At 35.3% G+C, this 22,644-nt stretch carries 24 protein-coding genes; 8 read left to right on the top strand and 16 right to left on the bottom strand.

Features of this window, described 5'->3' with window-relative positions; genetic code table 11:
- The first annotated feature begins 64 nt into the window (after positions 1-64).
- The 6 genes from prs to GJU43_RS09230 are packed head-to-tail and all read left to right on the top strand — an operon-like array spanning position 65 to position 4,954.
- Entirely contained in the window at positions 65-898 is an 834-nt protein-coding gene (gene prs, locus GJU43_RS09205; RefSeq protein ID WP_154340475.1) for a ribose-phosphate diphosphokinase, read from the top strand.
- Complete coding sequence (locus GJU43_RS09210; RefSeq protein ID WP_154340476.1) at positions 895-1,434, top strand: NADAR family protein; 540 nt, start codon at positions 895-897, stop codon at positions 1,432-1,434. The genes prs and GJU43_RS09210 overlap by 4 nt, the downstream gene beginning before the upstream one ends.
- Before the next feature lie 4 nt (positions 1,435-1,438).
- Complete coding sequence (locus tag GJU43_RS09215; RefSeq protein ID WP_154340477.1) at positions 1,439-1,960, top strand: O-acetyl-ADP-ribose deacetylase; 522 nt, start codon at positions 1,439-1,441, stop codon at positions 1,958-1,960.
- Between the two features lie 11 nt (positions 1,961-1,971).
- On the top strand, positions 1,972-2,529 hold the full coding sequence (locus GJU43_RS09220; RefSeq protein ID WP_154340478.1) for an RNA 2'-phosphotransferase: 558 nt from the start codon (positions 1,972-1,974) through the stop codon (positions 2,527-2,529).
- 11 nt (positions 2,530-2,540) lie between these two features.
- Positions 2,541-3,488, top strand: coding sequence for an ADP-ribosylglycohydrolase family protein (locus GJU43_RS09225; protein ID WP_154340479.1), 948 nt, complete (start codon positions 2,541-2,543; stop codon positions 3,486-3,488).
- Positions 3,485-4,954 carry a nicotinate phosphoribosyltransferase gene (locus GJU43_RS09230; RefSeq protein WP_154340480.1) on the top strand — a complete coding sequence of 490 codons (1,470 nt, stop codon included), beginning with the start codon at positions 3,485-3,487 and terminating at the stop codon, positions 4,952-4,954. The genes GJU43_RS09225 and GJU43_RS09230 overlap by 4 nt, the downstream gene beginning before the upstream one ends.
- Positions 4,955-5,068: 114 nt before the next feature.
- Here GJU43_RS09230 and nadD read toward each other — a convergent pair whose 3' ends face one another.
- The 4 genes from nadD to GJU43_RS09250 all read right to left on the bottom strand — a co-directional run bounded on the left by nadD (position 5,069) and on the right by GJU43_RS09250 (position 7,858).
- A complete protein-coding gene (gene nadD / locus GJU43_RS09235) occupies positions 5,069-5,650 on the bottom strand; it encodes a nicotinate (nicotinamide) nucleotide adenylyltransferase (RefSeq protein WP_154340481.1) in 582 nt (193 codons plus the stop codon).
- A 111-nt stretch (positions 5,651-5,761) separates the two neighbouring features.
- A complete protein-coding gene (gmk, locus tag GJU43_RS09240) occupies positions 5,762-6,334 on the bottom strand; it encodes a guanylate kinase (RefSeq protein ID WP_127339023.1) in 573 nt (190 codons plus the stop codon).
- Positions 6,335-6,425: 91 nt separating this feature from the next.
- A complete protein-coding gene (locus GJU43_RS09245; RefSeq protein ID WP_154340482.1) occupies positions 6,426-7,286 on the bottom strand; it encodes a YicC/YloC family endoribonuclease in 861 nt (286 codons plus the stop codon).
- A gap of 230 nt (positions 7,287-7,516) precedes the next feature.
- Positions 7,517-7,858 carry an arsenate reductase family protein gene (locus tag GJU43_RS09250; protein ID WP_370455569.1) on the bottom strand — a complete coding sequence of 114 codons (342 nt, stop codon included), beginning with the start codon at positions 7,856-7,858 and terminating at the stop codon, positions 7,517-7,519.
- A gap of 86 nt (positions 7,859-7,944) precedes the next feature.
- Here GJU43_RS09250 and GJU43_RS09255 point away from each other — a divergent pair, with 86 nt between their 5' ends.
- A complete protein-coding gene (locus tag GJU43_RS09255) occupies positions 7,945-8,400 on the top strand; it encodes a DinB family protein (protein ID WP_154340483.1) in 456 nt (151 codons plus the stop codon).
- Between the two features lie 31 nt (positions 8,401-8,431).
- Here GJU43_RS09255 and GJU43_RS09260 read toward each other — a convergent pair whose 3' ends face one another.
- The 6 genes from GJU43_RS09260 to GJU43_RS09285 form a co-directional block, all read right to left on the bottom strand.
- Entirely contained in the window at positions 8,432-8,926 is a 495-nt protein-coding gene (locus tag GJU43_RS09260) for a septal ring lytic transglycosylase RlpA family protein (protein ID WP_154340484.1), read from the bottom strand.
- Between the two features lie 89 nt (positions 8,927-9,015).
- Positions 9,016-9,438 carry a hypothetical protein gene (locus GJU43_RS09265; protein ID WP_154340485.1) on the bottom strand — a complete coding sequence of 141 codons (423 nt, stop codon included), beginning with the start codon at positions 9,436-9,438 and terminating at the stop codon, positions 9,016-9,018.
- Positions 9,439-9,542: 104 nt separating this feature from the next.
- Positions 9,543-12,296, bottom strand: a complete 2,754-nt coding sequence (locus GJU43_RS09270) for a TonB-dependent receptor (RefSeq protein ID WP_154340486.1) — start codon at positions 12,294-12,296, stop codon at positions 9,543-9,545.
- Between the two features lie 313 nt (positions 12,297-12,609).
- Positions 12,610-14,253: a glucose-6-phosphate isomerase gene (pgi, locus tag GJU43_RS09275; RefSeq protein WP_154340487.1), complete on the bottom strand. Its 1,644-nt coding sequence runs from the start codon at positions 14,251-14,253 to the stop codon at positions 12,610-12,612.
- 134 nt (positions 14,254-14,387) lie between these two features.
- Positions 14,388-14,894 carry a lipocalin-like domain-containing protein gene (locus GJU43_RS09280; RefSeq protein ID WP_154340488.1) on the bottom strand — a complete coding sequence of 169 codons (507 nt, stop codon included), beginning with the start codon at positions 14,892-14,894 and terminating at the stop codon, positions 14,388-14,390.
- Between the two features lie 10 nt (positions 14,895-14,904).
- On the bottom strand, positions 14,905-15,465 hold the full coding sequence (locus GJU43_RS09285; RefSeq protein WP_154340489.1) for a short chain dehydrogenase: 561 nt from the start codon (positions 15,463-15,465) through the stop codon (positions 14,905-14,907).
- A gap of 94 nt (positions 15,466-15,559) precedes the next feature.
- On the opposite strand from GJU43_RS09285, the gene GJU43_RS09290 reads away from it, so the two are divergent.
- Positions 15,560-16,405, top strand: a complete 846-nt coding sequence (locus GJU43_RS09290; protein WP_154340490.1) for an AraC family transcriptional regulator — start codon at positions 15,560-15,562, stop codon at positions 16,403-16,405.
- Between the two features lie 33 nt (positions 16,406-16,438).
- On the opposite strand, the gene GJU43_RS09295 is transcribed toward GJU43_RS09290, so the two are convergent.
- The 6 genes from GJU43_RS09295 to GJU43_RS09320 all read right to left on the bottom strand — a co-directional run bounded on the left by GJU43_RS09295 (position 16,439) and on the right by GJU43_RS09320 (position 22,638).
- Positions 16,439-17,659 (bottom strand): peptidoglycan DD-metalloendopeptidase family protein, encoded by a 1,221-nt coding sequence (locus GJU43_RS09295; RefSeq protein ID WP_154340491.1) that lies wholly within the window; start codon positions 17,657-17,659, stop codon positions 16,439-16,441.
- 24 nt (positions 17,660-17,683) lie between these two features.
- A complete protein-coding gene (locus tag GJU43_RS09300) occupies positions 17,684-18,625 on the bottom strand; it encodes a tryptophan 2,3-dioxygenase family protein (RefSeq protein ID WP_154340492.1) in 942 nt (313 codons plus the stop codon).
- Positions 18,625-19,395, bottom strand: coding sequence for a DUF3108 domain-containing protein (locus GJU43_RS09305; RefSeq protein WP_154340493.1), 771 nt, complete (start codon positions 19,393-19,395; stop codon positions 18,625-18,627). Before GJU43_RS09305 ends, GJU43_RS09300 begins: the two co-directional genes overlap by 1 nt.
- A gap of 296 nt (positions 19,396-19,691) precedes the next feature.
- Positions 19,692-20,852, bottom strand: coding sequence for a 4-hydroxyphenylpyruvate dioxygenase (hppD, locus tag GJU43_RS09310; RefSeq protein WP_370455570.1), 1,161 nt, complete (start codon positions 20,850-20,852; stop codon positions 19,692-19,694).
- A gap of 84 nt (positions 20,853-20,936) precedes the next feature.
- Positions 20,937-21,299 carry a four helix bundle protein gene (locus GJU43_RS09315; protein WP_154340495.1) on the bottom strand — a complete coding sequence of 121 codons (363 nt, stop codon included), beginning with the start codon at positions 21,297-21,299 and terminating at the stop codon, positions 20,937-20,939.
- Between the two features lie 178 nt (positions 21,300-21,477).
- Positions 21,478-22,638, bottom strand: a complete 1,161-nt coding sequence (locus GJU43_RS09320; protein WP_154340496.1) for a homogentisate 1,2-dioxygenase — start codon at positions 22,636-22,638, stop codon at positions 21,478-21,480.
- Positions 22,639-22,644 lie beyond the last annotated feature (6 nt).

The following is a 22,644-nucleotide window of genomic DNA, read 5'->3' on the forward strand; positions in this document are numbered from 1 at the left end:
AAATAAATTGCTTCATAAAATATTAAATGTATATTTGCGTATAATTAACGCAAACTAAAAAACTATGATACTTAACTTAGACCCCAATTTCAAACCATTTACTGGTCAGAAAGAAATAGAATTTAAAAATTTTACTTTTTCAGGAGGAGAACCACACATTAAAATTAATCCTGATTTCGATAGTAAGGAGGCCGTAACAATCACACACCGTTTAAATTCATTCAATGATTTAGGATTGTTGTGCCTGACTGTTGATGCTTTAAGACGAATGGATGTGAAAATTATTAGCCTTTTCATTCCGTATTTTCCGGCGGCCCGTCAGGACAGGGTAATGATCAAAGGAGAGCCTTTATCTGTAAAAGTTTATGCTGATATCATAAATGCCATGCAGCTGGAAAAAGTTTTTGTTTTTGATGCGCATTCTGAAGTTACACCGGCATTGGTCAACAATTGCGAAGTGATTCCAAATCATACTTTTATTCAGACGGTTATAAAAACAATTGGAAACGATGTAAAATTAATTTCTCCGGACGGTGGCGCTTTGAAAAAAATCTACAAAGTTTCTGAATTTTTAGGAGGTGTTGATGTTGTGGAATGCAGCAAAAGCCGTGATGTAAAAACCGGAAAACTATCTGGTTTTAAAGTCTATGAAGACGATTTGCAAGGCATGGATTGTCTGATTGTAGACGATATTTGTGACGGAGGAGGAACATTTGTTGGTTTAGCGGAAGAATTAAAAAACAAAAATGCAGGAAAATTATATCTGGCAGTAAGTCACGGAATTTTCAACAAAGGTTTCGAAGTTTTAGATTGCTTCGAAAAAATATTCACAACCAATTCTTTTAAAGATTTTGACGACAAAAAGGTGGAGGTTGTGAAACTAAGTGAATTGATATGAAATATAGTATAGAGACATTAAGCTCTGAAAGTCCGGGGAATAAATACCTCTTTTTCTGGGGACACCAGCCGAACAAAGACGGAAGTATTTCTAAAACCTGTTTCAGTCAATGGTGGTTGAGTTCTTTTGTAGTTGACAAGGTAACGTATAAAACAGCTGAACACTGGATGATGGCAAAAAAAGCGGAATTGTTTGGTGACAAAGCAATTCTCGAAAAAATAATCCACGCCAATTCTCCGGCTGAAGCTAAAAAACTAGGCCGCGAAGTTAAAAACTATGTAGATGCCGTTTGGCTGGAAAACAGGTATGAGATTGTCCGACAAGGGAATTTTCATAAGTTCAGTCAGAATTCGGCTTTAAAAGAATTTCTTATCCAAACCAACGAAAGAATTCTGGTAGAAGCCAGTCCCGTTGATCCCATTTGGGGAATCGGAATGGCGGCTGACCATAAAGATGCTCACAATCCCGAAAAATGGAAGGGATTAAATCTTTTAGGTTTTGCTTTGATGGAGGTTAGGGATGAATTGAAAAAGTAATAACATGAAAATTGAGGTCGTAAAAGGAGACTTAACAGAAATACAGGTTGATGCTATTGTTAATGCAGCAAATACTTCTCTTCTTGGTGGTGGTGGCGTCGATGGCGCTATTCACAGAAAAGGCGGAAAAGCTATTTTAGAAGAATGCATTCAGATTCGAAATAAACAAGGGGGCTGTAAAGTTGGAGAAGCAGTCATCACAACAGCAGGCAATCTACCTGCAAAATATGTTATTCATACTGTTGGCCCAGTTTGGAATGGCGATAAAGAAGAAAAATCAAAATTGCTGTCAGACTGCTATCAAAATAGTTTAGAATTAGCTGTTCAGAATGACATTCAAACTATTGCCTTTTCTGGTATTAGCACAGGAATTTATAGGTTTCCAAAAGATAAAGCGGCTGAAATTGCCATAAAATCAGTTAAAGACTTCTATAAAATTTCAGAAATAGATAAAGTAATATTTGTTTGTTTTGATGAGGAGAGTTACGAAATTTATACTGGTTTATTAGAAAGAGAGCTACTTTAAAAACTAAAATCATGAATGAAAAAACAGCAAAAAGCGTAAGCAAGTTCCTGAGTCTTGTACTTCGGCATTCGCCGGAAACCATCGGATTAAAACTGGACGAAAATGGCTGGGCAGATGTAGCAGAATTGATTGAAAAATGTTCCAAAAACGGAAATTCATTAAATCCATTAACTACGGAACTTCTGGATTATGTGGTAGAAAACAATGATAAAAAACGTTTCGCTTTTAATGAAGATAAAACCAAAATAAGGGCCAGTCAGGGACATTCAATTTCGGTTGAATTAAACCTGACTGAAGTAGAGCCTTCGGAATTTTTATTTCACGGAACGGTTGTAAAATTTATAGAAAGCATTAAAAAAGATGGTTTGCAGAAAATGAGCCGTCAACATGTTCATCTTTCCAAAGATAGAGAAACGGCGACAAAGGTTGGAAGTAGAAGAGGAGTTCCTCAGATCCTAACAATCAAAAGCGGAGAAATGTTCAAAGACGGATTTAGATTCTACTTATCTGAAAATAATGTTTGGCTAACTGATGAAGTTCCTGTTAGATATATTGAATTTAAATCTTAATAAAAGGATTGATGAGTAATAAAATAGAATCAGGATTATTCGGATTAGCTATTGGTGATGCTTTGGGAGTTCCGGTAGAATTTTATTCCAGGTTTTCCCTAAAAGAAAATCCTGTTTCTGACATGATCGGTTATGGAACCCATTATCAGCCTTTAGGAACATGGAGCGATGATAGTTCTTTAGCTTTTTGTTTAGCCGAGAGCTTATGTAATGGTTTTGATTTATTTGATATAGCCAGAAATTTTGTAAAATGGTATAGTACAGAATTATGGACGCCGCATGGACAAGTTTTTGATATTGGAATCGCAACAAGGAATGCAATTCATAATATTGGAAAAGGGCATCAACCGGAATTTTGCGGAGGTTTTGAAGAAAAAGACAACGGAAATGGCTCTTTGATGCGAATCCTGCCATTAGTATTTTATCTTAAAGAGGAAAAGGATATTGAAGTAATTTATGAAAAGGTTAAAGCAGTTTCATCCATTACTCACGCTCATTTTCGATCCGTATTTGCTTGTTTTGTTTATGTTGTATATTGCTTGGAGATTCTAAAAGAGAAAGATAAATTCGAAGCTTACAGTGAAATGCAGATAACACTTTCGAAATTCCTGGAAGATAAAAAATATAATCCTGCTGAAATTCAATTGTTTGATAGAGTCCTAATAAATGATATATCAAAATACCCGGAAGTAAATATTCATTCGTCGGGATACGTTCTTGATAGTTTACAAGCCAGTTTGTGGTGCTTTTTAAATTCAAATTCTTATGAAGAAACAGTTTTAAAAGCTGTTAATCTAGGGGAGGATACAGACACTACTGCTGCAATTGCGGGAGGTTTAGCAGGAATTTATTACGGAATCGAAAAAATTCCAAAAAAATGGATTAAAAATTTGGTTAGAACCAACGATATAAAAGATTTAGCAGAAAGATTATCAAAAAATATAAATTTAAACCTATGAACCCACTATTATTAACAGACGGTTACAAAGTAGACCACAGAAGACAATATCCAACAGGCACAACACTAGTATATTCGAACTGGACACCAAGAAAATCAAGAATTGAAGGGGTAGACGAAGTGGTGTTTTTCGGATTGCAATATTTTATCAAAAAATATATCATCCATGATTTTGAAGCTTATTTCTTCAAACAGCCCAAAGAAGAAGTGGTAAAAAAATATGCCAGAAGAATCAATAATTACCTGGGTGAAAACCTCGTTGGAACGAAACATATCGAAGATTTACATGACTTAGGCTATATTCCTATGGTTTTTAAAGCATTGCCGGAAGGTATCAGTGTGCCGATTCGCGTGCCAATGTTTACCATGTTCAATACACTTCCGGAGTTTTTCTGGCTGACCAATTACTTTGAAACGTTGCTTTCTGCTGTCGTGTGGCTTCCATGTAATTCCGCTACAATCGCAAAAGAATACCGAAAAGTACTGGATAAATATGCCGAGGAAACATCATCCGTTCCGGAATTTGTAGACTGGCAGGCGCATGATTTCTCGATGAGAGGAATGGGTGGAATCGAAGCTTCGGTAACTTCTGCAGCCGGACATTTATTGAGTTTTACAGGATCGGATACCATTCCGGCAATTGATTTTTTTGAAGAATATTACAACGCGAATTCTGATAATGAATTAATCGCAGGTTCAGTGGCCGCTACAGAACATTCTGTAATGTGTATGGGAACAACAGAAGGAGAATGTGAAACGTTTAAAAGATTAATAACTGAAGTTTATCCAAAAGGAATCGTTTCTATTGTTTCGGATACCTGGGATTTGTGGAAAGTGCTAACCGATTATTTACCACGTTTAAAAGAAGATATTGTTGCAAGAGAAGGTAAAGTAGTTATTCGTCCCGACAGTGGTGATCCGGTTGATATTATATGTGGAAATCCAAACGGAAAAACTGAACAGGAAAAGAAAGGCGTAATTGAGCTGCTTTGGGATGTTTTTGGAGGAACAACCAATACAAAAGGATACAAAGAGCTTATTCCTCAAATTGGTGCCATTTACGGGGATAGTATTACGGTTCCGAGAGCAACTCAAATTGCAGAAAGATTAAAAGAAAAAGGATTTGCGTCTACAAACGTTGTTTTAGGAATTGGTTCGTTTACCTACCAATACAATACAAGAGATACTTTTGGTTTTGCCATGAAAGCGACTTACGGTGAAGTAAACGGAGAAGGCAGAGCTATCTTCAAAGATCCGATTACCGATGACGGAACTAAAAAATCGGCCAAAGGTTTAATGAAAATCGATTTAATCGATGGCGTATATCATTTAACGGATAATGTTTCCTGGGAAGAAGAACAAAAAGGGGAACTTAAGGAAGTTTTCAGAGATGGGAAACTTTTAGTAGATCAGTCGCTAAGCGCTATCAGATCACGTGTTAAAAGTCAAATAAGTGTGACATTATAAAAATCAAAAGCCTGAATTTTAACTTCAGGCTTTTTTATATCAGTTTGTCATTTTAAACCCGACAGGTTTTAAAAAACTGTCGGGTTAACTTGCAGTGTAAAGAATCAACTTTTTTTACTTCTTATAAAAATTATTATGATCGATATATTCCCAGACTTTTGGCGGCAATAACGGTTGTATATTTTTTCCTTCCTTAATGCTGTTTCGGATAAAAGTTGAAGAAATCTCCACTATCGGAGCATCAATAATATGAACTTTGGGATGCGCTTTTAATTCAATATTTTCGGCTTCTTCTGAAATGCGGGGATAAACATAAATATCGTAATGATCTAGAATCACCTCGTAGTTTTTCCACTTATGAAGTGTTTTCAGATTGTCTTCTCCCATAATCAGTGAAAAGTCATGAGTCGGATATTTTTCCTGCAGGTGAACCAGCGTATTTACCGTATAATTCGGCTGTGGTAGCTTAAACTCAATATCAGAAGGTTTAATTTTTAAATAATCTTCTGTGGCCAGAAAAACCATTTGTAACCGCTGGTGATCGTCTAATAATGTTGCTTTTTTCTTCAGCGGATTATGTGGCGTGACAACCATCCAAACCTGATCTAAGCCGGCAAACTCAGCCATATGATTGGCAATGATCAGATGACCGACATGAATGGGGTTATACGTTCCGAAATAAAGACCTATTTTCATAGTTGTTTTGTTTCACGGAGATTCACCGAGTTTTCACAGAGATTCACAAAGTTATTTATTTTTCTTTGTGTGGTTTTGTGTTTTCTCCTTTGTGCGTCTTTGTGTTATAATTTAAGCATTCACAAAAGCTTTCACCAATTGATACGCTTCTTCTTTTGCCGTATCTAAGTCGTAGTTTTTTATAATCGTATCAAATTGTGGTGCGGTTGCCAATTCAACCGAAGCTTTTGCAATTCGCATATTGATTTTGTCGTCACTTTCTGTAGAACGTTCCTTTAATCGGCGTTTCAGTTCATCTACACTTGGAGGTTTTACAAAAACAGCTAAAGTCTGCTCCGGAAATTTGTGTTTGATACGCAATCCGCCGGCAACATCAATGTCAAAAATCACATTTTTACCCAAAGCCCAGATACGCTCGATTTCTGATTTTAAAGTACCGTAAAAGTTATCGCGGTATACTTCTTCCCATTCCAGAAAATCTTCGGCTTTAATGTGTTTTTTGAATTCTTCCAGCGAAATAAAATAATAATCTTTTCCGTGTTCTTCTTCTCCACGTGGGTCGCGGGAAGCTGCTGAGATCGAAAATTCTAAATTTAAATCTTCTTTCCCCAGCAAATGTCTTACTATAGTTGTTTTTCCCGATCCCGAAGGTGCAGAGAAAACAATTAATTTTCCTTTGTTCATTATGGTATGCTTTAGGCTTTAGGCAATAGCCTTAAGCTTTTATTTGATGTCTATATTTTGCTTATAGCTTAAAGCTTATTGCTTATAGCAGTTACAACACATTTAAAACCTGTTCCTTAATTTTCTCCAATTCATCTTTCATCATCACAACCAGTTTTTGCATTTGGGCGTGATTTGACTTCGAACCCATGGTGTTGATTTCACGGCCCATTTCCTGTGTAATAAAACCTAATTTACGACCATTGGCTTCCGTGCCTTTAATCGTTTCTAAAAAGTAATCCAAATGATTCGTCAGACGTACTTTTTCTTCTGTGATGTCTAATTTTTCAAGATAATAGATTAATTCCTGCTCAAAACGGTTTTCATCAACATTTACTTTCAATTCAGAAATAGCAGTTTGCAAGCGATCTTTGATAGCCTGAACGCGTTCCGGATCAAGAGCCAGCGCATCAGTCATATATTGGCGGATATTTCCGATTCTCAGATTGAATTCTTTTTCGAGCGATTCGCCTTCGTCTCTTCTGAAGTTTAAGATGTTCTGAAGTGCTTCCTCAATGATAACCTGAATCTGTTCCCAGTCATTTTCATCAATTTCCTCACGCTCCGTTTTTAAGGTATCCGGCATACGAACGGCCATCTTCATTAATTCCGTTTCATCCGCATCAGGATTAACCTCTTTAAGCTGTGCAATGTAGTTTTTTACAACAGGGACATTTACTTTAGTCGAAGTTTGTTCAGCAGTGCTTTCAATGTAAATCGCAAAATCAATTTTTCCTCTTTCGAGTTTTGTCGAAATGAAAGTTCGTAAACCTAATTCCATTTCGCGATAAAGCGACGGCATTCTTACGTTTAAATCTAAACCTTTACTGTTTAAGGATTTTACTTCGACGGTAATTTTTTTTGTAGGCAATTGCAAAGAAGCTTTGCCAAACCCTGTCATAGATTGTATCATATAATTGAGTATAAAGGCGCAAAGATAAATAAAAGTTTGCTGTGTTTGGCTGTAAAATGCTAAAGTGTTAAGCGTAAGACTTTTTAAGGTTTTTTGCCACGAATTTCACAAATTCTCACAAATCCCGTAGCTCTTAAAATCGAATTTTACGAATTAAAAATTTGATGTAAATTTAGAAAATCGGACCGTTTGCCATTCGTGAAAATTTGTGAAATTCGTGGCTGACTTTTTTAGCTCAAAGCTTTCATGACCTGCAATGTCACAGGCTGCGTGTTGCCAATGTAAATTTTATCATCAATAATAAAAACCGGACGGCTTAAAAAAGTATAATGTTCTAAAATGTATTTTTTAAAATCCGCTTCTGTCAATGCTTTGTTTTTCAGGTCCATTGATTTGTACAGCTGTGCTTTTTTGCTGAACAAAGCTTCATAACTTCCCGAAAGTTTATACATTTCTTCTAATTCTGCTTCCGTTATAGGATTTTGCTTGATGTCATGAAAAACCAGATTATTGTCTTTCGGTAAACTTTTGATGATTTTACGGCAAGTATCGCAGGAAGCGAGGTAGTATATTTTTTCATGATCTTTGAATTTATTTGACTACAAAGAAAATCCATTTGAAATATAAAAATGCTTAATTTTATAAAAAAAATACAACTATGAGTTCAGTTTTTAAAGTGCAAAAAACGATTAGGGAAATTCTTCTGAAAGTTTTGGAAGGTCATTCGTTAGAACAATTGAATAAAATTCCGGATGGATTTAAAAATAATCTGATTTGGAATGTGGCGCATTGCATATCCTCGCAGCAGGTTTTAGTCTATAAACTATCCGGTTTGCCAACACAGGTTTCAGATGAATTTATCGATAAATATAAAAAAGGAACGAAGCCGGAAGGTGATGTTTCGCAGGCAGAAGCTGATGAAATTAAGGCATTACTTTTTACCACTTTTGATCAGACCGAAAAAGATTATGCTAATAACGTTTTTACTCATTATACACCTTATACAACAAGTATGGGCTTTGATCTTACGAATGTTCAGGATGCATTAGACTTTGTTAATTATCATGAAGGTATTCATACCGGAATTATTATGGGTATTAGGAAGTTGGTTTAAATAAAAAATCCCGCGATTGCGGGATTTTTTATTAATTCATTATGACTTCAATTGTAACTTTCATGGCTCCTGCACCCTTGCTTTTGGTGATTTCCATAAAAGCTCTTTTCGAGAGGTCTATTTCGCGGGTTTTTACAAACGGTCCGCGATCGGTAATTTTTACGATTACGAATTTGCCGTTGGCCTCATTGGTGACTTTTACCCTTGTTCCAAACGGAAGTTTTTTGTGGGCTGCGGTGTATTTGCTGTTATTGAATCTGCTTCCGTCAGCTGTTTTCTTTCCGTTAAAACGGTCTGCATAGTACGAGGCATGCGCCGTTTTTTTGTATAATTTTAATTTTAAACCTTTATCGGTAAATATAGAATCGGTTGGTATGGCGAGTAAGTCAGGTCTTGCCGTTTTTACAGTATCCTGTGTAATCTTAGGTTGTTCTGTTGTTGGCTTTGTCTGGCTTATGACATAAGTAAAGCAACTTAAAAATGTGATGGTAACTGTAGTAAGTATAATGTTTTTTTTACTTCTCATAGGTTTATTTTTTTTCAGACTTGGGGAGTTTGTACAAATAATATGCCGAGATAAAAAAAGCCCTATTGATTTAGGGCTTTAATTGGTTTTTAGAACCATAGGTTCCATGGAATTCTGCTTAAAATAAGCAATAATCCTAATCCGTAATAAATAGCAAAAGTTTTGAATTTAGCGTCGCTATTGATTAATTTTTTATGTTTTGACCATCCGATAGTAATCAGTGCGATAGCGATAAGGTTAATTAAAGGGTGTTCTAATGAAGTTAATCTTAATTCTGCATTAGACATTTGTCCGAATGCTGCTTTTCCCAGTGGAGATACAAAATAAAGAATGATGCCAATCAATAGTTGCGTATGAGTTCCAATTAAGGCAAACAATGCAATTTTGCGATCTTTAGCTGTAAAGTCTTTTTTAGAAGTAAGACCAATGATGGCGTTTACAACTGCAATTAATAAAAGGAGTAAGGCTAAATAAGCCCAGCCAGAGTGGAATTTTTGTAAAAAAGAGTACATAAGGTTGTTTTTTTATTAAAACAAATATAACAAAAAAGGCTATAAAAAAACGGCATTGGACTAAAAGTCAATGCCGTTTTTGGTATTTATTCAGATTCTAAATATTAGAAATCGTAACGTAAACTAAAGTTCCAAGTTCTTCCGAAACCAAAGAATACCTGGTTGTTAGTAGCGATTCCTTTATATGTAGGTTGAGTTGGATAGTCAGCCGCAAAATAATTTGTTTTTGCTTCAGCAATGTATACTGTATCAAAAACGTTATTTACGTTTAATCTAAAACCAACTGAATTACTTTTAGTTTTTCCAACTAACCATTTGTAAGATAAACCAGCATCAACTAAGCCGAAAGATGGTAATTCTAAAGATCCTTTATTATCTTCCTTTGTGAAGTTTCCTGGAGAGATTGCAGCATATAATTTGTCTGTATAGTTGTAATTTGCATCTACAGTAAAACGAGGCAAGATTTCATAATTTGCTCCTAAAGCAGCGGTTAATTGAGCTGCATCACCAACTTTTACACCATCAAGGAAAAGAATAGTAGTTGTTCCTCCACCAATTGGGTTGTTTGCTGAATCGTAACGATTACTTGTACTTGTTCCATCATATTTCCAGTCTCCAAGTGAGAACATACCAGTAATGTTAAGTTTATCTGTAACTTTAGCTCTACCATCAAACTCTATACCTGAATGGATTTCTGTAATTCCAGAGAAATCATAGTAACCACCTGGGTTTGATGTGTCATTATCGTTTTGTCTTTGGTATCTGTCTTTCCATGATGTACGGTAAATATTTACGTTAGCAGTGAAGATTCGAGAACGGAAACCGTAACCGGCTTCTAGGCCAAAGATTTTCTCGTTAGTTAAATTACCATTTACTAATGAAGCGTTGTTTGGATAAACAGCATTAAAGAATGGTTGTTTTGAATAGTAACCTGTATTAAAGTAAACATTGTGGTTTTCATTAATGTTATAGTTAGCCCCACCTTTTACGTTACCACCAAGAATGTTTTCAAAACTTGTGCTTGATAATTCATTTGAAGATAAATATTTGAAATAATCAACTCTTTTAAATCCTTGTTGAGAAAGAGCACCTTGTACAAAAACTGTTAAGTTGTCGTTAGAGTATTCTAATTGAGTAAAACCTCCATACCATCTTACATCTCCATCATTATAAAAGTTGATTTTTTTCTCATCATCTGTGCTTTTGAAAACATTCCAAGCCGGATATGTTGAATATGTCTCTGATAATACTCTATTAGGATTATTTACATCAAAATTATCAGTGTAAGAATTTGCTCCCAAAAGATTGTTTAAATTTTGATAGTGAATTCCTTTGTAACCTCTAACATCAATACCAAGATCCCAAGTCAAGTGATCTGTGAACTTTTTGTTAAAGTTTACAATCGCACCATACCAGTTATGTGAATTAACTGATGAAATTTGAGAAATACCACTTGTTGAGTTGGTAAGTGATCCTGTAGCTGAACTGTTTTGAAATTGTCCGCTTGCTCCGTTAGTTGTACGTGTATAGCTGGTTCCGTTGATGCTTACGGTTTGTCCAGAATTGTAGGCAACTATTTTGTCATAATCAATTAAACCATCAGCAGTTCTAAATGCATTATTTGTGTAGTTAAAACCTCTAATACCACCTGCTCCTCTCGAACCTCCTCCACGTCCAAAAGATACGTAAGCTACGGTTGATAATTTTGAAGTTTCATTGATCTTGTAATCCCAGTTTAATGAAACGACAGGTTTGTGGTAGTAATTTCTTACCATATTAAATGATTGTCCATTTTTATATCCCCAGTCAGCATTATATTTAATGTTTGGGTCATTAACTGAACCATATTGTTGGTACTGTGCAATAGTAATAAACGTTGATCTTTGATCATGCCATTGTGGAGCACCAGTTACAGTAAATTGGAAATCGTGTTTGTTGTCTTTTGTTGCGTAACCAAGACCAATATAGTAATTGTCTCCGTTAAATTTTGTTGCGTCTACGTAACCGTCACCCTGAGTGTGGCTGTACAAAACAGATGCTGAGAATCCGCTATCTAATTTTCCTGTGTTGTAAGCAACGTTTGTTTTGAAGAAATTGTCATTTCCGACAGATGTACCTACTGTACCACCTTGTTTTAAGTCTGACGCTTTAGTTACATAGTTCATAGTTCCTCCTACAGAAGCAATTGCTAATTTTGAAGACCCTAAACCTCTTTGTACCTGAATTGCAGATGTAACATCTGATAAACCAGACCAGTTACTCCAATAAACAGATCCATTTTCCATATCGTTAACCGGCATACCATTAACCATTACAGCAATGTTATTTTGGCTAAATCCACGAATAGTAATTCTTGAATCTCCGTAACCACCACCTGATTTACTAACATATACTGAAGGTGTGCTTTTTAAAATCTCAGGAAGCTCCAAGTTTCCTAATTTTTCCTGAATTTCAGCTGCTCTAATAGTAGAAACTGCAACAGGAGTTTTTCTGTCTTTTGCGATATCTACTGTAGTACTTTTTACAACAATTTCGCTTAATTCGTTTGAATTAGCAGACAAAACGATTTCGCCTAAATTTGTTGTTCCACCATTTGAAACTGAAAATTGTAAAGTTTTGGAATCGTATCCTAGGTAAGTAATAACCAATTCTCCAGTACTAGTTTTAGGATCGATGGTAAATTTACCATCGAAATCTGTTGAAGTTCCAGTTTGTGAACCTTTAACAGCTACGTTCGCACCAGGTAAAGTTGCACCTGAGGCATCGGTAATAGTACCGGTAACTTTTCCTTGAGAAAATACGGTTGAAACTACCATGAACAATAGTCCAGTTAGTAACCAATTTTTCATTGTCTTCATTTGTTTATTTAGTTTATTGTTTTTGGCAAAATTATAACAATAAAATCAGATAATGTTATCAAAATGTTAAGAAAAACTAGTTTTGCCTAATTCATTGCGCATTAAAATGATTTTTCTTTTTTATACTAAATAAAATGGTGTTTTGTTGAATTTACAGTTATGTTTTTTGTTAAAAACATAATAATCGGAATGATATTGTAGCTCTAAACGTTCAAATAAGATAGGTGTTACCGGTTTATTAGGTGCTTTATGCGAAAAAACGCCTTAATTAGTGTTAAATTAAGACGTTTCAGTATGTTGTGAAAAAATTAAATTATTTGTTTTTCAAAAAATGATTCAGTAAAAACGAGGTTGAGCTATCATGATTTTTTACTGTTTTGGTATTAATTTCTTCCAAAATAGAATTGGCCAGTTGTTTTCCTAATTCGACACCCCATTGGTCAAAACTGAAAATATTCCAGATAATTCCCTGAACAAAAATCTTATGTTCGTATAAGGCAATTAATGAACCTAAACTTTTTGGAGTCAGTTTTTGAATCAAAATCGTATTAGTTGGTTTGTTTCCGGTGAAAACTTTAAACGGCAGTAAATAAGATGCCTGTTCTGTTGCAAGTCCTTGTTTATCGAATTCTGCCTGAACCTGTGCAGCTGTTTTTCCATGCAGTAAAGCTTCGGTTTGCGCAAAAAAGTTGGACATTAATTTGTCGTGGTGATCTTCATTTCCATACAAAGGTTTTACAAATCCGATAAAATCTGTCGGGATTAGTTTTGTTCCCTGGTGAATCAGTTGGAAAAAAGCATGTTGTGAATTGGTTCCCGGCTCTCCCCAGATAATGGTTCCCGTTTGGTAGTTTACTGGTTTTCCGTCTCGGCCAACACTTTTTCCGTTACTTTCCATAAAGGCCTGTTGCAGGTACGGCGCTAATTTTTGTAAATATTGTGTATAGGGAATCAAAGCTTCGCTTTCGGCTCCAAAGAAATTATTATACCAAACGCTTAGTAAGGCTAAAATTACCGGAATGTTTTCGTCAAATTCTGTCGATTTGAAATGCTCATCCATTTCACTGGCGCCTTTCAGTAATTCATTGTAATTGTCAAAACCAACGGCTAGTGCAATACTTAAACCAACGGCACTCCATAATGAAAATCTTCCTCCAACCCAATCCCACATTGGGAAAACGTTGTCCGGATTAATTCCGAATTCGGTTACTTTCTGAATATTGGTCGAAACCGCTACAAAGTGTTTTGCAATGTCTTCCTGAGTTGCCGATTTTAAAAACCATTCTTTAATCGTTTCAGAGTTAGTTAAAGTTTCCTGTGTGGTAAATGTTTTGGAAACAATCACAAAAAGGGTTGTTTCAGGATCTAATTTTTTAATGATTTCATTTACGTGATCTCCGTCAACATTGGAAACGAAATGTGTAGTTAAATGATTTTTGTAGAATTGTAAAGCTTCAACTGCCATAACCGGGCCAAGGTCAGAACCTCCAATTCCAATATTTACGATATCGGTAAATGCTTTTCCGGTGAAACCTTTTCTTTGTCCTGAAATTACTTCCTGAGTGAAGTTTTTGATTTTGTTTTTTACTTCATAAACTTCCGGAATCACATTTTCTCCGTCTACTTTAATGTTTGCCGATTCCGGCGCACGCAAAGCGGTATGTAAAACGGCTCTGTTCTCCGTTTTGTTAATGATCTCTCCGTTAAAATAATCCGCAATTGCATTTTTTAATCCAATTGAGTTGGCCAATTCCAATAAAAGAGAAATAGTCTCCTGGCTAATGTTGTTTTTAGAATAGTCTACTAAAAAGTCGTTCCATTGTAAATTGAATTTTTCAACACGTGCGTTATCCTGTTGAAATAATTCCTGTATCGTAGTTTCGTGAATTGCGTTATAGTGATTTTGCAGATTTTTCCACGCTTCAGTCCCGGTTGGGTTTGTTGTGTTTAAAGCCATTTTGTTATTTAATTATAAAAGTGGTTATAACGCAAAAATACTGAAATTAGTTTTAATAGGGTATTGCTTCACGATTATATAACAAATAGTTGCGAAAACGTTTTTGTGTTGTATTAGGTTGTAAAGCTTTAATTTTACTGTAGTTTTTTCCAGACCACTTCTGCAGTAACTGATTTTCCGCCTTGTGTGGTATTGGTTACAACATATTTTAATTTATTGCTGTTATGTGTGAAAGATCTTTTTTGTTCTTCATTTTCCCAATTCGGAAATGAGGCTGTTTTTATTTTAAAAGTAATCGTTTTGTTGGCCGCATCAATTTCGAATTTACCAAAATGTGAATTGCTTCCCTGTACAATCGAAGCATTTTCTTCAGGGGTACATTTGTTCTTGTCTCCGGATATTATTTTAGGTCTTTCATTTTTATAAATCTGAATGGCGTAATTTCCTTTTTCATCAAAAAACAATAGTCCTCTGGGATCTCTTCCATACGGAAAAGTCTTTGTGCCATCCGGATTGATATTTTCAACGGATACCAATGCCCACGAACCCAAAATTTCTGAGCGCACTTCTTTTTTATTTTTTTGCGAAAGTGCCGAATTTGTAATGAGTAATACCATAAGTACTGTTTGTAACTTTTTCATTTTTATAAATTTAGTAGTTTACTTTAAGGATTTCTCCATTTATAAGAGTCTCGGTACTTTTTAAATAAGCAGCTACTAAATCACTCACAGGAATATCTGAAACTTTTCCGGGACTTATTGCATTTATTCGAATGCCTCTTCCCAGTTCCAGTGACGTTGCGAGTACAAAACTGTTTATTCCGCCATTTACAATTGCTTTGCTGATATTGTTTTTCACCGGTTTGTCAGCCATTTTTCCTGAAGTCAATGTGAACGATCCGTTGTCGTTTAAATATTTTTGCCCGACTAAAACCAGATTAACTTGTCCTAAAAGTTTATTTTTAATGCCAATGTTTAATTTTTCTTCGTCAAGCGAAAGTAAATCTCCTGTATAACAATCACCCGCGACGCAAATGCACGCGTCAAGACCTTTAATTTGGGTGAACAATTTCTCAATAGAATCGGTGTCAGATAAATCGATTCTAAAATCACCACTGTTTCTTCCTGCGGAAATAATTTCGTGGTTTTTTGCAAATGCGGGTTTTATAATCTGGCCGATTTCGCCATTTGCCCCAATTAAAAGTATTTTCATTTTATGATTTTTAATTTGTTATCTGAGACAAAATTAGCCGGTTAACCTTGATTGAAAATTGTACTTTTCGGCAGTAAAATTGTATTTTAGCAGGATGAACGATAAAAATTTATATCTTCCTTTTGAAGTAGATTTTAAAGAATTCGAACAGTTTCCGAAAATAGACCGGAAGAACAATTTCTTTGAATTGATATACGTTGTTGATGGAACGGGAATTCAGATTATTAACAATAATAAATTTCAATACCAAAAAGGAAATCTGTTTCTCGTTACGCCGCAGGATGTTCATTCGTTTGAAATTTTGACTCCGACGAAATTCTTTTTTCTTCGTTTTAACGAATATTATATTAAAACAAATTCTAAGAATGGACATGAGGAAACCATTTTGCGAATGGAATATATTCTGCAAAATGCAAGTCATCGCCCCGGTTGTATCCTGAAAAATAAAAGAGACAAACCCTTGATAGCATTGCTTATTGAAAGCATAATAAGCGAACAGCTGAATCAGCAAATTTATCGTCAGAAGATAACAGAGCAGATTGTAAATACAATTATTACTGTTGTTGCGCGGAATATCGCTTTGAAATTACCAAAGAATATTAAGGAAAGTACTGGCGAAATGGTTCTGGAGATATTGCATTACATTCAGGAGAATATTTTTAATCCAAAAGAATTAAAGTCAGATAAAATAAGCGTGCATTTTAATATTTCACTCCATTATTTGGGGAAATATTTTAAGAAACAAACTGGTGAAACCCTGCAGGAATATATCTCAAATTACAAATTAAGATTAATCGAGGCCAGACTTCTGAATAGTGACATGCGTATTAATGAAATTGCAGATGAACTTCATTTTTCAGATGAAAGTCATTTGAATAAGGTTTTCAGAAAACATAAAGGCATGAATCCTTCCGAGTTTAGGAAAAAGTTTTGCAAATAAAAGCATGCTGAATTTTTCGTTGAAATAAAATCTTTATAAATTCCCAATACTGTCCAGTTCTCTTTTCAAAGGTTCAATTTGCTTTAAGAAACGCGTTCTGTCATTTCCTCCTAAAGATTCTCCGGTTGGCAGATTAAGTCTGAGGGCATCTACCTGTACTCCGTTTTTCCAGAAACGGTAACAAACGTGAGGGCCAGATGCCAGTCCGGTGCTTCCTACCAGTCCTATCTTTTGTCCTTGTGTCACACGTTGTCCGCGTCGTACTAAAATTCTGGACATATGTAAATATTGAGTAGAGTAGGTGCCGTTGTGTTTTACTTTTACAAAATTTCCGTTTCCTGCAGTATATCCGGTCGCTTCTACAACTCCTGATGCGGTTGTTGAAATTGGTGTTCCGGTTGGTGCAGCATAATCTGTTCCTTTATGTGCTTTCCAGGTATGCTGTACCGGGTGAAATCGGTTCATCGTAAAGCGAGAAGTGATTCGGCTGAATTTGATCGGCGTTTTTAAGAAAAAGTTTTTCAGCGTTCTTCCCTGATCATCGTAATATTCTATTTTTCCGGAAAGGGAATCTTTTTCAAACGGGAAGGCATAAATGATTTTTCCTTTATATTCAAAAAATGCCGCTTCAAGATCTTCCACTCCGTCATATACTTTATTGTTTATAAAACGTTCTGTGAAAATTAGTCCGTACCGGTCGCCTTTCTTAAGTTTAAAAAAGTCAATAGACCACGAAAATACTTTGGTGATTCTGTTGGCAAGTGCGGTTTCTACACTTTCGTTTCCTAGAGTTTCAGATAATGAGCTTTTCAAAACACCGCCAATAATTTTACGTTTAAAGGTAACGGGTTTTACTTTTTTGTAAGCCTTAGCGATACTATCCCTGAAATCGACTACATAATAGGTTAAGGCGTCGGGCTGATAAATAAAAACCTGAAGTTTGTTTGTTTTGTTTTTTGATCGAAGCAGTGTATAAGGTTTGTTGTAGCGAATAGACCTTACATCAAAAGAATCTTTTACCTGTTCTACAATATCATACACCTTTTTATCGCCAATATTCTGGCTTTGAAAGATGGATCCAAAAGAATCGCCTTTTTGTATGGTGTCCTGTAAAACATTAAAATCTGCGTAATTAAAACCAAATTCTACTTTCTTAGTTTTTGGTTTTGTAATTTTGGTTTCGACTTTTTCTTCTGTTTTTTTACATGAAAATACTGAAAACAATATTATAATAATTACAACTGCTTTTTTCAAACTCTTAAAATTTTTGTTGAGAAATTAAACGGTGGTTTCGTTTCCCCAATTGGACAATTCTTCTTCGGTCCACAATTTAGGAAAAAAGATGCGTCTTTGGTATTTTGGATGCATATATTTTTGCCAGTCACTTCCTCCGGTGGCTTCACCATTTCCTTTTCCGCTTTCTAAGATGTATTTTCTTGCAGTATTGAGGTGTTGCATTACCCAGGTAATATTAACGGTATGGTCATAATGACGCATGGCTTTAATCAATTCTTCATTCAATTGATCTTTTTCGGGCAGCTGTGTAAATTTCTGCCAGATATTTTTTGTCTTGAATGCGCTGATCTGACGTAAAAACTGCTCTTTATATTTGTTCTCAAACTCCTGAAGTAAGTATGATTTTTTTCCGGTGTGATAATCTTTCCCCGCGGCCTGCCAGTACAAATGTTCGAAACTGGTTTCTAAAGGTGTATTCTCGTCAAAATCTGCTTTGTATCTGCGGTCTGTCAGATTAATAACATCAGTAGAAGCAAATTCAATCAGTCGGTATTGGGCACTCTGAAAACCACTGGCTGGAGTCAGGGTGTTTCTGAATTTCATGTACTGATCGACTTCCATTCCGTTTTCCATAATGCTGAAAGAATTGGTCAGCATATCAAAATAGCGGGTAATTCTGGATAATCTTTCACTGAAAAAATCAACCTGAATGTTTTCGGTATCGGAAATCTGATCAATTTCCCAAAGGATCATTTTAAAAATCAATTCATTCACCTGATGGTACATAATAAATACCATTTCGTCAGGAAGCGTAGTACGCTGTATTTGCAGGTTTAAAAGAGCATCAGTCTGAATATAATCCCAATAGGTAATTGGTTTTGACCAGAGTAAGCCTTCAAGCTGTACATCAGTTTTTTGATTTATGGCTTGAAATTTAAGATCAATTTCTTTTAGGATTGATTCAGAATTATCTGTGGTGTTCATTATTTTTTTACTTTAAATGGATTTTTTAATCCTTTGTATTCATCTAGATCTGCTTTTAGGGATCCTACGGCAAGATCTGCTTTTATTCGAACCGGAACTTTGTTGTCGTCGTCTGTTATCCAGATGGTTAAGCTTTCTTTTTCTTTAAAAACTCTTCCTGTTTGTACCAATGGTTTGAAGACCATTGTAGAAACGGTTCCAAATTTAGTTGTAATATCCTGAAGGCCTATATATTTTAACTTAAATTTTGTGATTTCTTCATCAAAAAACATATCAATCGTGATCGATTCTCCTGATTTTAGTTTGTCAATATTAGGATGGTTTCTCAAATAATAAAAAGATGAAACAATATCTTGCACATTGTCTGTAAGAATAATTGTTTTCTCTGTTTTACGTTTGTAATCTTTGACTAAAACCCTGTTTTCGGACGGGTTAAAAATACCTTCCTGATTTTTGGTATAACCTCCTTCGTCGATTTTTCTAATGTAGCGATACGGATTTCCGTTCTCCTTGTCAAAGTAACTTTCGTATATATCTTCCACTTTGAAGAAAAATTTTGACATTCCGGTTGTGTAGCCTTTACCCACAGCGTGAAAAACTTTCTTATTGTTTATTGTGGCATCCTTTACTTCAAGAGTAGCGTAACCGGCATTTACAATTCCGTAATGAATGCGGAATTTAAAATATTCCCCTACGTCAAACGCGTCTTCTTTAAAAGAATCAAAGCTAAATGTAGTGAGGATTAGTATAGTGAGAATTATTTTTTTCATAGGACTATTTTGACAGTTATGTTATAACGATAAAAGCAAATTCTATTCCAAATGTACCAAAACAAAAAAACTCAGTCAAGGAATGACTGAGTTTTTATGCTATTAACTAACCAAAAAACTATAAATTATGAAATTTATATCAATTCGGAAGGAAACCACCCCTTCCTGATTTGCGAGTGCAAAGATAGATACAAAGTTCAGAAAATAAATAGCAAAAAGTGAGTTTAACATATCATTTGCATAAAAAGCATCGTTTTACAGAGAATTTTTCTACATAATGTAAAAATAATGCATTTTTATAGAGTTCCTCTCAATTCTTGTTCTCTCTCAATTGACTCAAAAAGAGCTTTAAAGTTACCCGCACCGAACCCTTTTGCACCCATTCTTTGAATAATTTCGAAGAATAATGTTGGTCTGTCCTGAACCGGCTTTGTAAATATTTGTAATAAGTAACCATCTTCGTCAGCATCGACCATGATCGCTAATTTTTCAATTTCATTTAAATCTTCTTTCATCATCTCCATATGAACGCCTAATCTTTCAGGAATTGCCTGATAGTAGGTGTGAGGCGGAGCGGATAAAAATTCGACACCTCTTGCTTTTAGATCTGAAACGGTTTTGATGATATCATCAGTTGCAATGGCAATGTGCTGAATTCCGGGTCCGCCATAGAAATCCAAATATTCTTCAATTTGTGATTTTTTCTTGCCTTCTGCCGGTTCATTAATTGGAAATTTGATTCTTCCGTTACCATTAGACATTACCTTACTCATCAAAGCTGAATATTCGGTGTTGATTTGTTTGTCATCAAAAGAAAGGAAATTCACAAAACCCATCACGTCTTCGTAGAATTTTACCCAGGTGTTCATTTCGTTCCAGCCCACGTTTCCAACCATGTGATCGATATATTTCAATCCTGTTGGTTCCGGATTGTAATCCGATTTCCATTCTTTGTAACCCGGCAGGAAAACACCGTTGTAGTTTTTTCTTTCGACAAAAATATGAACCGTTTCTCCGTAGGTGTAAATTCCGGAACGAACAACTTCTCCAAATTCATCTGATTCTACAGTTGGTTCCATAAAAGAACGGGCACCACGTTTCATGGTTTCTTCATAAGCGCTTCTGGCATCTTCCACCCAAAGTGCTGCCACTTTTACGCCGTCACCGTGTTTTTTAAGATGCTCGTGAATTGGGGAATCCTGTGTTAACGGTGTGGTCAAAACAATTCTGATTTTGTCCTGCTTCAATACATAAGAGGCTTTGTCTTTTACCCCGGTTTCTAAACCTGCATAAGCTAATGACTGATATCCGAAAGCGGTTTTGTAATAATGTGCCGATTGTTTTGCATTTCCTACATAGAATTCTACATAGTCTGTTCCTAATAATGGAAGGAAATCCTGTGCTCCTTCAAAGATTTTTTCTAATCCGTATTCTACTGATTTTACTTGTTTCATAATTAGATAATTTGACAATGAGAAAATGAGATAATTTTGAAATGTTTTAATTGGATCAATTTTCTAATTGACACATTTTCTAATTTTCTAATTCCTCATTTTAGATGTTGATATTATTTTATTTAAAATTTTTAAAATTTCTGATAATTCATGTAATAAATCTTTGCAGGCTGGATAGCTTTTGTGAGCGTCGCATAGAAACAACCAATATTCTGTTTCGTCTGCTTCTTTAATTGCAATTTTTAATTTATGAATAAAATCGGCTTTACTTTCTGCGTTTTGGGATTCTTTTGAATTTGCACCAATTGACGTTCCGCTTTTTAATAATTGATTTGCAATTACAAACTTTTTTTGTTCTTGTAGATTACTTGTGTAGTCAATTATATTTAATGCAAAGTTGAACGTTTTTATTAAAAGAGCATTGTCTTTGTATTTTTCGTTGAAAGTCATGTTTTAATTTGATAATTAGAAAATGTGTTAATGAGATAATTTATTATACCTGTCAAAGATAATAATTTGTAGTCTAAGGACTACTTTTTAATCTCGTTAGAAATTGTCTAATTATCGATTACCACATTTTCTAACTGATAAATTATCTAATTATCAAATTGGCACATTGACTAATTCTTTACTCCTCCGTCCAGGATTTGTAATACTGTCCATCATCTAACCCCATGGCCTCTTCCGTAACCATAAGTGGCCTGAAAGTATCCACCATAACGGCTAATTCCTGAGTTTCTTTATGACCAATACTGCGTTCCATGGCACCGGGTGCAGGACCATGCGGAATTCCTTTTGGGTGTAAGGTAATATGTCCCTGTTCGATATTGTTACGGCTCATAAAATCACCATCAACATAATACAGCACTTCGTCTGAATCAATGTTGCTGTGATTATAAGGCGCCGGAATCGCTTTTGGATGATAATCGTAAAGTCTTGGGCAGAATGAACAAACGACAAAAGTTGCCGTTTCAAAAGTCTGGTGTACCGGCGGCGGTTGGTGTACGCGTCCGGTTATAGGTTCGAAGTTATGAATCGAGAATCCGTACGGGAAATTGTAGCCGTCCCAGCCCACAACATCAAAAGGATGTGTGGCGTAAACGACTTCGTGAATCATTCCTTCTTTTTTGATTTTAATTAAAAAATCACCTTTTTCGTCATGTGTTTCCAATTCGTTTGGCAGAATAAAATCGCGTTCGCAAAAGGGCGAATGTTCTAAATGCTGGCCCGATTGGTTTTTGTAACGTTTCGGCGTGTAAAAAGGAGAATACGATTCAACATAGAAGAGTCTGTTTTCTGCTGTTTCAAATTCGATCTGGTAGATAATTCCTCTCGGAATAATCAGGTAATCACCATATTCAAAAGGAATGTTGCCCAGCATGGTGCGTAATTTTCCTTTTCCTTTATGAATGAAAAGCATTTCATCAGCATCGGCATTTTTGTAGAAATAATTCCGAAGCGATTCTTTAGGTGCGGCTAAACCAATAATACAGTCTTTGTTGACCATCATTGCTTTCCGGCTGTCTAAAAAGTCATTCTCCGGTTTTAGTTCAAAACCTTTGAATAATAATGATTTTATGTTTTTTCCGATTGCGATTTTAGGTTCAACCGAATAGGAGTTTATAATTTCCTTAACCTGCGTAGGTCTGTGAACATGATAGGACAATGAAGAATGTCCGTGAAAACCTTCGGTTCCAAATAATTGTTCGTAGTAAAAACCTCCGTTTGGTTTTTCGAACTGAGTGTGTCTTTTTTGAGGAAAATCTCCAAGTTTATGATATAATGGCATGGCTTT

Source organism: Flavobacterium sp. LC2016-23 (assembly GCF_009674775.1).
Classification (GTDB): Bacteria; Bacteroidota; Bacteroidia; order Flavobacteriales; family Flavobacteriaceae; genus Flavobacterium.